Genomic DNA, 13,500 nt, shown 5'->3' with positions numbered 1-13,500 from the left:
TCCTTTTATACGATTTAGATATTAGTTTATTTTCTTATCGTATTATAATATTAAACTCAATTTATTACTTTCTAACTTATATTTTAATCCACACTCACATTTGGCATAATTATCTTTATCTATGTTTAATCTCTTGCTACATGAACAATTATATCCAATTAAATTTCCAGGATTGCCTGCTATTATTTCATATGAATTTACATTTCTTAATACAACACTGCCTGCACCTATAGTTGCGTACTCTCCAATTGTTAATCCACCCATTATAGTTGAATTTGCTCCTAAGCTAGCTCCTTTTTTTATAATGGTTTTTTCAAACTCTATAGGATAAACTTTACTTCTCGGATGTACATCATTAATAAATGTAACACACGGTCCTATAAATACATTGTCTTCTATGAAAATACCATCCCATATATATACACCATTTTTAATAGTTACATCATTACCTACGGTAACATTATTTTCTATAAATACATGTTCACATATATTGCAGTTAGTACCTATAGTAGCTCCTTCTAAAATATGTGTAAATGGCCATATTCTAGTGTCACAACCTATTTTTTTAGTATCTACAATGGCTTTTTGATGTATAAAATATTCATTCATTATTGCTACATCTCTCCTTATCCTTTATTACTTTTGGCTTGTCTAATTCTTTTAAAATAATTTTTACAACCTCTATATTAATTCTTTCATTATTACCAGGTACATTGTATATTTCTCCTACTCTACCATTGTGTATGATTAAATTTATTGCTGTACAATGGTTATACACATGTAACTAATCTAATACATTAATCCCATTTCTATATACAGGTAATATTTTATTTTTTATAAAATATTATCAACATTTGTTCAATTACCTTTTATATAATATTCGCACTAGATAATATTTGTTCATAATATTGGTCTAAAACACTCCCTTTTTTCCTTAACATAACTCCTCTTGCTAGTTAAATTTTACAATAATAAAACTCCAACAAATATAAAAACCTGAGATTGAACAAAAATCTTAAGGATGTTTTATATGTTGGAGTTTAATAAATATTATATTCAAAAGATAGAAACTCAACCTTCGAAGGTTATTCTCCAAAATGCGTATAAACCAATTTTATTTTACGACTGACAGTCACAGAGTTACAAATATTCCAATATATTAAATAGTAAGGAACTTAAGCTGATAAAAGTTCTGAATTTAATATATTTGAGGTGTTGTATTTAATGAATAAAAAAATAATTATAGACATACCTTTTAATGTAAAATTCCAACCTTTTTCTCCTACATTTTTTAACAACCATAAAGTCAGTTTTTATAAATCTCAAACTAAAGAATGGATAGATTATAGAATAGATATTTTTATGAAATATACTGCAAAAAGCTTAATTAATCAAACAAATCAATCATTTATATGTTTAGTCAGATATGAAAAAGATACGGAAGATTTAGTAATGAATGCTATTTCAAAATATGATAAACTACCTAACAATATACTATTTACATCTAATGCAGATGATATCATCAATCAGTGTATAAAAGATTATGAATATGCATACTTTGTTAGACTAGATTGTGATGATATGTATGCTTCTACATTTATAGATCAGCTATATAATATGGAACATGAAAAAAATTTGCAGTGCATACTCTGTAAAAAAGGTTATATTTACGATATTAATAATGATGAATTAGGTGAAATAGACCATTATTCTCCTCCTTTTTATTGCTTGGTGTATAAAACATCTGATTATTTAAGTAATTTTAGATATAAATTAAAAAATGATCACTTAAGTGCTTTTCAATTAAATCATAAAGCGCTTACCGAAAGAGACTATATAATTATTGTTCATAAAAAAAATACTCAAAATGAATATGACGATATTTCAAGTCAGTACCCAGTAATAACCATTACAGATAAAAAGAAAAAAGATAGTATTTTAAAGGATTGGGGGTTACTATAAATAAAGTAGTATCAATAATGATTATTTCATATAATAATATATAACATATTAAAAGAACTATTTTATTTGTTTTAAATCAAACTCATGACCAAATTGAGTTAATAATAAATGATGATTGTTCATCTAAATTTGATGAAATTGAAGTATACCCAATAGATTAGACAAATAACAAAAAACTAATCTATTGGGTATTTTTAGGTTCTAATGTAAATAATAAGTAAAACTAACCAACAAATCATAGAAGTTTTAAAAGGTCATATTCTATTTGGTTTTCATGAACAGTTCCCCCTAAAAAATTCCACTTATATAACTCTTGTTAGAAACCCTGTTGAAGAAATAATATCTCATTATTATTACAAAATTTAATCCTTTACACGATTTATTTAATAAAATAACGTTATATGAATTTAATTTGTACCTAATAAAAAATCTAATAGAATAACAGCTAATTATCAAATTTAAATAATTCGTTACATTTCTTGCACTAAAAAAGAGGCTCATAAATGAGCCTCTTTAATCCATTGCGCCGTCTGCCTATTAAATTCATACCCGAGCTTCACCCAGGTGGGTGCTCTGTCATTTGTCTCTAACTTCCTTTTTCAATCAAGGCTTGTTATCCACAGATAAACACGAACTCCCGTATACTTCATGTAGGCTGAAAATATAAGCTATAACGTACACCTCAGAAATTCTCAAACAATATTTTGTTCTTGATATTATTATATACCAATCTTCCTATTTTTAAAAGTATTTTTGTATTCCAAATTTTGATTTTTTTTATAATTTCTGTTTACTCTTCGTCTGAACTTATCAGATTTTGTAGTAAATTCATATTTTTCATATCTCCCATGGCTTCAGACTGAATAAGATCTTTTAATAACTCCATCTTTTTTTTCATATCCATAATTTTTGTTATACTCTCTTTTTTATTATCTGGAAAAACTTCTATAATTTCTTTTATCATCATATTTCTTCTATCTTTAGTATCCATACTTCTGAAAAAATCACTATCTTCCATTTCTCTAACTTCATTCACACCGCTTAATTTTTTTATACCTCTTATTAAATCTAGCATACTCTCTGCCTTGTTTACCACAAGCTTTTCATCTGATTTCATATATTTTTTACTTCTCATTAGTATCTCTATTCCTCGTTCTAAACTTTTTTCATTCAGTTCTCCCATTCTAAAATTTTCCAAAATATCTTTTTCACTATTTAAAAGTTTGTCTCCATTAAGAGCAAGTATAGCCATTGCTATTACCATCTTATTATTCAATATAATTCCCTCCTATACAAACAAATAGTACTCTTCACTTTACATACTATGTATATTAGTTAAAATATGTTACTGATTTGAGCTAAGTTTGCATATATTATTTATAAAGGGAGGGATTTGATATGAAAATAGATGAAAAAAAACTTAAAGATGCTAACTTAGACAAGGAAAAGCTAAAGAAAATGAAGGAAAAGGTTAAAAAAGATTACGAAGGAAAAAGCGAAGATGAACTTATGGAAGAATTGAAAAAGGTATCAAAAAAAATAGATAACAAGGATAAAATATTAAAGAAATTAAAGCCTTTATTAAATAAAAAACAACAACAAAAACTAGATAAAGTGATGAAAGAATTAAATAAATAAATTGAGTTATAAGAAAAAATTCTAAAAAAAGATGTGCCTTTAATTGGCACATCTTTTCATTTTTACGATTTTTTAAATTAATTTTTCATGTATTCTTTTTAGTACACGATCTTTTATTTTCGAACCTTGTACTATCATATCTTCACACTCAGATTTTTTCTTTTCCACAAATTCCTCATCATCAAGTCCGCATAAATTTACTTTAACATTTAGTATTGCACCTTCAAGACCTGTGTATAAAAGAAGATTTCCAACACCTAGATCAGTTATAGCATTTTGATTTCCATAATCAACAAAATACTCCATAAGTTCAAGTGCATCTAGTGAACTCTTAGCTGTTTCAAAAGGAACATCTATAGACCCTATAGTAGCGTCTTGTATAGCTTTTTTTCTTATACTCTTTTGTTCATCAGTTTCCTTTGGAAGTTTGAATGCCTTCATAACTTCATTAAAAGACTCTGTATCCTTATCTACAAGCTCTAAAAGATTATCTCTTATTAAGCCTAGCTTTTCAAATTTTTCTTTAAACTCTTTTTTTATATCTTCATCTAAAGCTTCAAATTTTTTCTTTCCAAAGCTTAAGTTTCCCATCATTCTTCCAAGACTTATTCCTATATTAGAAGCAAGAGCTGCAACAGATCCACCTCCAGGAGCTGGAGAATTAGAATCTACTTCATTAGAAAAATCAACAACCTTCATATCTATAAGCTTCAATGTACTACCCCCTCTATTAATACACAATGTTTTTATTATCTACAACTAATTTTCCTTCTTTATATACACTATGAGTATGGTTAATTCCAAAATGGTACATTATATAATCTACATTAGGAGCATCAAATATAACTAAGTCTGCCTTTTTCCCTACCTCTATTGATCCTATTTCATCAGCTTTATCAACTGAATAAGCTGCATTTATAGTTACAGCAGTTAACACTTCATTTGGAGTCATTTTAAGTGCTAAAGACCCTAATTGCATTATAAGCTGTATGTTTTCAGTTGGGCAACTACCTGGATTGTAATCAGTAGATAAAGCAATTGGTACTCCATGTTCTATCATCTTTCTAGCCTCTGCATAATTCTTCATAAGACTAAATGATGTTCCAGGAAGAATATTTGCAATAACTTTGTTTTTAGCCATTAATTTCATTCCATCTTCACTAGCTGCCATCAAGTGATCTGCAGATATGGCTCCTATCTCTGCTGCAAGTTCTGCTCCTCCTATTGATACTATCTCATCTGCATGAAGCTTAACCTTATATCCATATTCTTTAGCCTTATTTAATATTTTTCTAGTTTGTTCTACTGAAAAAACTCCTTCTTCACAGAATACATCACAAAACTGAGCTAAATCTTTTACTTTTGGAAGCATCTCTATTATTATATCTACAAATTCATCTGGATTTTCTTTGTACTTTTTAGGTACTGCATGAGCTCCTAAAAATGTAGATACTATGTCAACTGGATGAGTTTGATCTAGCTTTTGGTTTACTTCAAGCTGTTTCTTTTCTGTATCAAGCTCTAGACCATATCCACTCTTTGATTCAACAGTAGTTACTCCATACCCAAGCATTATATCAAGACTCTTCTTAGCTTTATCGTAAAGCTGATCTAATGAAGCCTCTTTAGTAGATTTAACAGTACTAAGTATTCCCCCACCCTGCTTTAATATATCTATATATGGAACACCACTTATTTTTAAGCTAAATTCATTCTCACGAGATCCTCCATGAACTAAATGAGTATGAGGATCTATAAGTCCCGGTGTTACAGTAAGTCCATTTGCATCATGTATCTCAGTTTTATCTCCTATTAATCCATCTATTATATGTCCTTGTCCTACATACGATATTTTTCCATCATTTATAGCTATATAAGCATTTTCAAGTATCTCAATATCATTCATTTCTTCTTTTATTCTAGGTTTATTAACACCTCTCATAGTTGCCAAATGTCCTATATTTTTTATAATTAAATCAGCTCTCATATCATCACCTACTCCATAAGTCCAGTTTCTAATATCTTATCCATATCAAAGTTTTCAAGGCCTAAATAGTAAGCTGCAGTATCAGCTATTGCCTCCATAGGAACTAATCCTACTACTTCACTTCCCATAACATTTACTCCATATCTTTTAGCTTCCATTCTTACAGTTTCAAATACTCTATACATACTAGTTTTAGTATAATCTGTTAAATTCATAGTAACTTGAACTATATTTCTTTCTGGTATTTCAACAGGTCCTGCTTTACAGAATCTAAATCCTCCATTTGAATGTCTTATACATCTTGCTATCTTATTAGCTATTTCTATATTTGTAGTATCAAGATTTATATTATAAGCTATAAGTGGCATTCTAGCTCCAACAGCAGTAATACCAGCAGTTGGATGTATCTTGTTCTCACCAAAATCTGGATGCCAATTAGGATCTTTTAATTTTTCACTCATTCCTTCAAATTGACCTTTTCTAACTGTTGCAAGGTTTTCTCTCTCAGGTTTACTCGCCGCTTTTTCATATAAAAATACTGGAACATTATGTTTTTCCCAAACATCTTTTGCACAAGATTTTGCAAGCTCAACTGCCTCATCCATACTCATTTCCTTTATAGGAATGAATGGAACCACATCAGTTGCTCCCATTCTAGAATGTTGTCCTTCGTGCTTAGTCATATCTATTAACTCCGATGCTACACATATAGATTCTACAACTGCATTTTTTACAGCCTCAGGTTCTCCAATTACAGTAACAACTACTCTATTATAATCTTTATCAGCTTCATAATTTAAAAGCTTAACCCCTTCTTTCCCTCTAAGAGGATCTACTATTTTCTCTATCTTATCTAAATCTCTACCTTCACTGAAGTTTGGAACGCATTGAACTATTTTAGCCATATTTTTTTCCTCCTATTTTTAATTATTTAAACTCATTATCAACTAAACTTCTTACAAGTTCATCGCTAGCTATATATGGAAGCGTTATATGATCTGTACCCTTATTATTTTGATTGTATTCAATACTTGTAGTTATAGAATTTGGGTTTCTTGCCCATGATCTTCTTGCTACTCCACCCATAACATCCCAAGGCATAGCAGCATTTAATATATCATCTACTCTCTTACTTCCATCAAGTACCATTCCAAATCCACCATTTATAGATTTACCAATACCTACTCCTCCACCATTGTGTAGTGCTATAAGACTCATACCTCTTGCAGCATTTCCTGCAAAGCAATGAGTCGCCATATCAGCCATTATATTACTTCCATCTTTTATATTAGATGTCTCTCTAAATGGAGAATCTGTTCCAGATACATCGTGATGATCTCTACCTAGCATTACAGGTCCTATCTCTCCATTTCTAACCATTTCGTTGAATTTAAGAGCTATTCTAGTTCTTCCCATAGCATCTTGATATAAAATTCTTGCCTGTGTTCCAACTACAAGTTTGTTCTTATGTGCATCTTTAATCCATATATAGTTGTCTCTATCTTGATATCTTCTATCTGGATCTATGCAATCCATAGCAGCCTTATCAGTCTTTAATAAATCTTCTTCTTTACCACTTAAGCATACCCATCTAAATGGTCCATATCCAAAGTCGAACAATTGAGGTCCTAATATATCTTCTACATATGAAGGGAATATAAATCCATCTTTTTCATCTACTCCATTCTTAGATATACTGACAGCTCCTGCATCATATATTGCCTTCATAAAGCTATTTCCATAATCGAAGAAGTATGTTCCATTTTCGTGTAGTTTTTTTATAAGTTCAAAATGATGCTTTAAAGTATTATCTACAAGATCTATAAATTTAGCTTTATCCTTAGCTAAAAGCTCAGTTCTCTCTTCAAATGTAAGACCTTGAGGACAATATCCACCATCGTATACTGCATGGCATGATGTTTGGTCAGAAAGTAAATCTATTTTTACATTATTATCAACTGCATACTCTAAAAGATCTACTATATTTCCATGATAAGCAATTGCACATTTTTCATTTTTATTCATATATTCCTTAGCTACATCAAAAGCTTCTTTAGCTGTATTTGTAACCTTACTTACCCAACCTTGTTCATGTCTAGTTTGGATTCTTGAATAATCAACCTCAGCTATAATACCTACTCCATTTGCAATTTCAACAGCCTTACCTTGAGCTCCACTCATTCCACCAAGACCTGATGTTACAAATAATTTTCCCCTTAAATCACTTTTTTCATCAAGTCCTAATATTAATCTTCCAGCATTTAATAAAGTAGAGTAAGTTCCATGAACTATACCTTGAGGTCCAATGTACATCCATCCTCCTGCTGTCATTTGTCCATAATTGGCAATACCAAGCGCCATAGCTCTGTGCCAGTTTTGCTGATCATCAAACATGCCAATCATAAGAGCATTAGTAATTATAACCCTTGGTGCTTTAGGATTTGATCTAAAAAGACCTACTGGATGTCCAGATTGAATAACAAGAGTTTGATCAACCGTAAGTTCTTCAAGATACTTCATTATAAGTCTATATTGCATCCAGTTTTGACAAACCTGTCCTGTTTCTCCATAAGTAACAAGTTCATAAGGATATAAAGCTATGTCAAAATCTAAATTATTATCTATCATTACCTGAAAAGCTTTACCTTCAATACACTTTCCTTTATATTCTTCTATTGATTTAGCCTTTATATTTCCGCTAGGTCTAAATCTGTATCCATATATTCTTCCCCTAGTCAAAAGCTCGTCTAAAAATTCAGGAGCTAATTTTTCATGTAAATTTTCTGGTATATAACGAAGAGCATTTTTTAGAGCAAGCTTAGTTTCTGCTTTATTTAAAGTAAATTCTCTCTTTGGTGCCCTTCTTATATTAGGCTCAAATTCAGGCATTTCATAAAGCACATCATCAAGTTTTATCATCATCCCATTAGAAATATCAATATTAGATATCATAAAAAACTCCCCCTTATCATTTTTTATACTTTAATCTATATATCTTCAAGTTAAATTATATTTATTTATCGTCTATAAAACGTCTAATTTAGCACATCAGCCCCAATTTTCCATATAATATTATTGTAATAGTCAAAAACTAAATTCTGACCAAGAAGGTGATCTAAATGAACATTTGTGTAATAGGTGCTGGTTACGTAGGGCTTATAACATCTGTAGCCTTTGCTAAAATGGGAAACGACGTAATCTGTGTTGAAAAAGACATAAACAAAGTTGATAGTCTAAATAATTCAGTTCCAACGATATACGAGGAAGGTCTAAACGATTTATTAATTGAGTGTATAGAAAAAGAAAGTATAAGTTTTACAAATAAATTAGAAGATAGTGTTAAAAAATCTGACATTGTATTCATAGCGGTTGGAACTCCATCTCTTGATAATGGCGAAGTGGATATGAGTCAAGTTCATAAATGTATAAATGAAATATCTAAGTCTATAAATAGATATACAATAATAGTAAACAAAAGTACAGTTCCTGTTGGTAGTCAGAAGTATGTAAAAGATATATTAATTAAAAATGGTGTACCTTGTGACAAGTTTGATGTAGTATCTAATCCCGAGTTTTTAAGAGAAGGAAAAGCTTTATATGATGTTTTTTATGGTGATAAAATAGTAATAGGATGTGAATCTCAAAAGTCTAGAAATATAATGAATTTATTATATAAACCATTTAATATTCCAATTATATTTACAAATCCAGAAACTGCAGAGATAATAAAATATACCTCAAATGCCTTTTTATCTACTAAAATATCATTTATAAATGAAGTTGCTAATTTGTGTAATAAGGTAGGCGCTGACGTAGATACAGTAGCTCTAGCACTAGGTCTTGACAAAAGAATATCCCCTGAATTCTTAAAGCCAGGAATAGGGTATGGTGGATCATGTTTTCCAAAGGATACTTTAGGACTTATTTCAATAGGTAAAAAATATGACTGTCCTTTTGAAATAGTAAAAAGTGCCGTGAGTGTAAACAACAAGCAAAGGGTTATTCCTGTTGATATACTTCTAAATGAGTATAATGATATAAAAGACAAGACAATAACACTTTTAGGCCTTACTTTTAAAAGTGGAACAGATGATATAAGAGAATCTCCATCTTTATATATAATAGAAGAGCTCTTAAAAAGAGGTGCAAAAATAAATGCATACGACCCTATGGTATCAGATGAGATAAAAGAAATATACCCAAATATAAACTATTTTGGTAGTATGAATGGATCTATATTAGGATCAGAATGTATTATTATATGTACAGACTGGGAAGAATTCAAAGGTTTAGATTTAGATTTTGTAAAGGATAATACAAAGGAAGCATTTATAATAGATGGAAGAAATATGTTGAGTCTGGATGAAGCTAAGAAGAGAAATATAAAGTATTATTCAATAGGGAAAGGATATACAAATTAAATTTTTTGAGTTATAGGTTAATCTGTATATTAGTTCTTTATCCAAAAATGGCGTGCATTTAAGTGCCCGCCATTTTTAATTAATATCTCTAGATTTTTATTCACATTGTCTCTTCCATAACAATACTTTTTCGTATAAATATTTCTGAATGTTAGGATACGTTAAGTTTTCAGGAAGAACATTAAATAGCTTTATCTCTTCAATTTCTAAATTAGGTAACTCTCCTAATTCTTTAATTTCCGAACAGAATAATCTTCCGAACCTTGTATTATTATTAATAGTTACAGAATAATCACATATAGGCGTAATTATAAATTTCTTTGCTCCTGTCTCTTCAAACAGTTCTCTAGACGCAGTATGGTCTATATTTTCATCTTTCTCTCTATGTCCTCCAGGAATTTCCCAAGTATCTCTTTCTCTGTGTCTTACAAATATCCATTTATCCTTAAATTCAGCAACAATTACGCCAAATTCTAGTTTTGAATCACAAACGTCTCCAATTGTATGAAAATGTACTTGTCCCATTATAACATCTCCTTTTAATTCATAAAGCCAATCATAAAATTAACTCAAAATTTTTTTAATTATCTAAAGCTTGAGCCACTATATCATTTCCCCTTGTTCTCATATACTCCATAATTTTATCAATTGTATCATATTCCTCATTAGATGAATTAATATCATCATATAAAGTTGGAACTTGTACATATCTCTGACCCTTTTGGAAGTAAATATCAAAAGAGGTTAATTTAGTGTCTATAGATGATATTATAATGATATCCTTAAATCCGTCTTTGTTTATATCTCGAAAGGCAACTGCTGAAACAGTCTGGTTATTCGAGTAGTTATTATAATATTCAGGAAATCTATATAGGATATTCCCCTTATCATCCGTTAGATAAAATTTTAATTTTTTTTCAAAATCCAAACCAGAAACAAATCTAACAGAACCCCAATTCTTTAAGCTCACATTAAAACTCTGATCCTCGAATTGTGTAAATTGGTATAATTCACTTAGAGTTCCCTTATCTGATGATTGACTTTGTCTATTTTCAGTTGTATTTGCCATAGCCTTATCTCGAATTTCTTTAAAATCATTCCATATTTCATTTCCAGTATTTATAGATTTTGTAAGATCAGTATATTTTGTTGCCATATCAGCATGATCCCCTATTCCATGATGCACATCAATACTAACGCAAAACGAATCCTTAGTAAAATAAAATCTATTATTAGTTATACTATATTCTGTCAAATAATTAATCATATTATTTCGTACTTCTTCTATTAAATCGGCATCATCTGGATCTAGTGGCGCTACATAACTACTGTTCCTTATAATACTATCTATCATAAGCTCATCAATATAAAATACATCCTTTAGATTAATTATTTCTCCTGTTTTTATATTTATATTCGAGGTGAAGTCTAGATTATTGGGATGTGGAGAATTAGAATAATCTTCCCATCCGTAATACTGTACGCTGAGTAAGTTATTTCCCTTCCATTTAATTTCGTATGAAATTTTAAGTGTTTGTAGGTATGGACGATCTTCTGGGTACGAAGTATTCTTAAAATATGACATAACATCCTGTTTTAGTATCTGATTGATGATTTTCTCTCTATTTGTATCCTTCATTCCTTTAACCTGAGGATAACTAAATACTATATCTTCTCCTTCACTATACTGTTCCCGTATTATTTCATATTCATTTATATCAGAATTTACTGCTGCAGAAGTAGGCGAAACTGAATTATTTTCCTTATATGAAGGTATACTTTGATCAGAAGTATTATTTAATGCCTCATTAGATGCTTGTGATGAAATTGAACTATCTTGGTTAATTTTAGTATTATTCATCATATCACTGTTTTTGTTACATGCACTTAATATTATTATACTAATTAAACATAGCACTGCTAGAATTTTCTTTTTCATATTAGTTCTCCTTACAAATTTTGCTTTTTACTATATTGATTATAGCATACTATATTTATATCTCGTAGTATCTAATATATCTATGGTTTCAGATGAAATAAACTTTTATAGTCGAAAATTATTTTCATTAAATGTGTCTATGATATTATACTAGTATCACTACAAAATACAGGGTATCTAAATGTTAGCAAATAATTTAAATATTTTTTATAAAACTTGTATTTCATCGTTTGAATATACGTTAAGAAAGTTCGTTGTCTGACCGAAGGGAGTTTAGAACTTTTAGTATATTCAATAAGATTTAATACTTAGTTTTATTAAAATATTTACCCTATTTGCGGTATTTTGATACCCTGTATTTTAAGCACATACATTTACTTTTATAAAAACTCTTATTTATTATACTTCTTAGCAACATCATCAAATAGCTTCAACAACCTATTTGCAATCACATTCCAATTATGATGCTCTTCAACAAACGCTCTTCCTGCCTTACCCATCTCAATAGCCTTTTCTTCATTTTTTATCAAGTATTTTATATACTTACTAAACTCATCTGGGTTTGTATAATCGTCAATTGCAAATCCATTTACACCTTGATCTATTACTTCTGCATTTCCACCTCTGTTAGTAGTTATTATAGGTAGGGCACTTGCCATGGCTTCATAATGAACTCTAGCAAGAGGTTCTTGCCATTGAGATGTACACACGAATAAATCTCCCATATTGTAATACTTAGGTATTTCATCAGGAGTTAAAAAACCTGTAAAATCTATATTATCATTAAGCTCTTGAGCAGCAATCTGAAGTTTTTTCACATAATCATCAGTAGCATTATTTCCGTACCATTTACTTCCAACAAATATAAGTTTAGCATCTGGATACTTCTCTAACACACTCTTCATAGCCTTTATTAAAACATCAGGACCTTTTTTCTTAGACAATCTTCCAACATATATAATAACCTTTGCACCATCTTTTACTCCATATCTTTTTCTCATATCAATTCTATCTTTTAAAACATCTTCGCTCCAAAATGGCTTTATAAGATCTAAGTCAACAGCAGAATAAACTGCATTCATCTTTCCCTTAGCATTTGGATATAATGTCTGTACTCCATCTGCTATAAATTCACTTACCGTACATATAAACTCGACTCTATCTATGCACTCCTTAGCCCTTTTAGCATCTATCTTTTTAGGTAAAAACATCTCATTGTGAAGACTCAAGCTAAAAGGTGTATCAGGTAAATCATTGCTAAGTAGACGAATCCACTTAGGTCTATTAAACACGTGAACAAGATCAAATTCATCTGTAAGATTATCTTTTATATTGTTTACATATTCTGCTTTTGTTCTTCCCGAAACCCTTATATGAGTTATATTCCCAATTTCCTCTCTATCTAATAATTTGCTGTTACTCACACTAAACACAGTTATATCATGATGCTTGGATAAAATAGGAAGTAAATTAGTTATATATATTTGAATAGCTCCACTGAGTATAGGTGGTACTGGTAGCTTTTCCGTACATATAAATGCAATTTTCATAAA

Annotated in this window: 13 protein-coding genes and 1 other RNA gene; 3 read left to right on the top strand and 11 right to left on the bottom strand. The window is 29.8% G+C overall.

The window, feature by feature from the left end; translation table 11 throughout:
- Window positions 1-42 precede the first annotated feature (42 nt).
- Both P4S50_RS04725 and P4S50_RS04720 read right to left on the bottom strand, forming a co-directional pair.
- Entirely contained in the window at window positions 43-609 is a 567-nt protein-coding gene (locus P4S50_RS04725) for an acyltransferase (RefSeq protein ID WP_277733422.1), read from the bottom strand.
- Complete coding sequence (locus tag P4S50_RS04720; RefSeq protein ID WP_331489697.1) at window positions 602-778, bottom strand: hypothetical protein; 177 nt, start codon at window positions 776-778, stop codon at window positions 602-604. Before P4S50_RS04720 ends, P4S50_RS04725 begins: the two co-directional genes overlap by 8 nt.
- Window positions 779-1,224: 446 nt before the next feature.
- On the opposite strand from P4S50_RS04720, the gene P4S50_RS04715 reads away from it, so the two are divergent.
- Window positions 1,225-1,962: a hypothetical protein gene (locus P4S50_RS04715; protein WP_277733421.1), complete on the top strand. Its 738-nt coding sequence runs from the start codon at window positions 1,225-1,227 to the stop codon at window positions 1,960-1,962.
- 511 nt (window positions 1,963-2,473) lie between these two features.
- Here the strand turns inward: P4S50_RS04715 and ssrS are convergent.
- Window positions 2,474-2,654: non-coding RNA, 6S RNA (gene ssrS, locus P4S50_RS04710), on the bottom strand.
- Between the two features lie 98 nt (window positions 2,655-2,752).
- On the bottom strand, window positions 2,753-3,238 hold the full coding sequence (locus tag P4S50_RS04705) for a hypothetical protein (RefSeq protein ID WP_277733419.1): 486 nt from the start codon (window positions 3,236-3,238) through the stop codon (window positions 2,753-2,755).
- A 122-nt stretch (window positions 3,239-3,360) separates the two neighbouring features.
- Between P4S50_RS04705 and P4S50_RS04700 the strand changes: the two genes are divergently transcribed.
- Entirely contained in the window at window positions 3,361-3,600 is a 240-nt protein-coding gene (locus tag P4S50_RS04700; protein ID WP_277733417.1) for a hypothetical protein, read from the top strand.
- A gap of 72 nt (window positions 3,601-3,672) precedes the next feature.
- Here the strand turns inward: P4S50_RS04700 and P4S50_RS04695 are convergent, their stop codons facing one another.
- From P4S50_RS04695 to P4S50_RS04680, 4 genes are read right to left on the bottom strand one after another with little or no spacing between them, the layout of a single operon-like run.
- Window positions 3,673-4,314: a cyclodeaminase/cyclohydrolase family protein gene (locus P4S50_RS04695; RefSeq protein ID WP_277733416.1), complete on the bottom strand. Its 642-nt coding sequence runs from the start codon at window positions 4,312-4,314 to the stop codon at window positions 3,673-3,675.
- Window positions 4,315-4,330: 16 nt separating this feature from the next.
- Window positions 4,331-5,587 carry an imidazolonepropionase gene (gene hutI, locus P4S50_RS04690; RefSeq protein WP_277733415.1) on the bottom strand — a complete coding sequence of 419 codons (1,257 nt, stop codon included), beginning with the start codon at window positions 5,585-5,587 and terminating at the stop codon, window positions 4,331-4,333.
- Window positions 5,588-5,595: 8 nt separating this feature from the next.
- Window positions 5,596-6,492, bottom strand: coding sequence for a glutamate formimidoyltransferase (ftcD, locus tag P4S50_RS04685; RefSeq protein ID WP_277733413.1), 897 nt, complete (start codon window positions 6,490-6,492; stop codon window positions 5,596-5,598).
- Between the two features lie 22 nt (window positions 6,493-6,514).
- A complete protein-coding gene (locus P4S50_RS04680; protein WP_277733412.1) occupies window positions 6,515-8,539 on the bottom strand; it encodes a urocanate hydratase in 2,025 nt (674 codons plus the stop codon).
- Between the two features lie 167 nt (window positions 8,540-8,706).
- On the opposite strand from P4S50_RS04680, the gene P4S50_RS04675 reads away from it, so the two are divergent.
- Entirely contained in the window at window positions 8,707-10,008 is a 1,302-nt protein-coding gene (locus P4S50_RS04675) for a UDP-glucose dehydrogenase family protein (RefSeq protein ID WP_277733411.1), read from the top strand.
- Between the two features lie 96 nt (window positions 10,009-10,104).
- Here the strand turns inward: P4S50_RS04675 and P4S50_RS04670 are convergent, their stop codons facing one another.
- From P4S50_RS04670 to P4S50_RS04660, 3 genes are all read right to left on the bottom strand, one after another.
- Entirely contained in the window at window positions 10,105-10,533 is a 429-nt protein-coding gene (locus tag P4S50_RS04670; RefSeq protein WP_277733409.1) for an NUDIX hydrolase, read from the bottom strand.
- Window positions 10,534-10,588: 55 nt separating this feature from the next.
- Window positions 10,589-11,947 (bottom strand): hypothetical protein, encoded by a 1,359-nt coding sequence (locus tag P4S50_RS04665; RefSeq protein WP_277733408.1) that lies wholly within the window; start codon window positions 11,945-11,947, stop codon window positions 10,589-10,591.
- A gap of 392 nt (window positions 11,948-12,339) precedes the next feature.
- The gene (locus tag P4S50_RS04660; protein WP_277733407.1) at window positions 12,340-13,497 is read right to left on the bottom strand and encodes a glycosyltransferase family 4 protein; all 1,158 of its coding nucleotides are present in this window, start codon (window positions 13,495-13,497) and stop codon (window positions 12,340-12,342) included.
- Window positions 13,498-13,500: the final 3 nt, after the last annotated feature.

The sequence above is a fragment of the Tepidibacter hydrothermalis genome (assembly GCF_029542625.1).
Classification (GTDB): Bacteria; Bacillota; Clostridia; order Peptostreptococcales; family Peptostreptococcaceae; genus Tepidibacter_A; species Tepidibacter_A hydrothermalis.
This window is presented reverse-complemented; position numbering and strand designations above follow the sequence as displayed.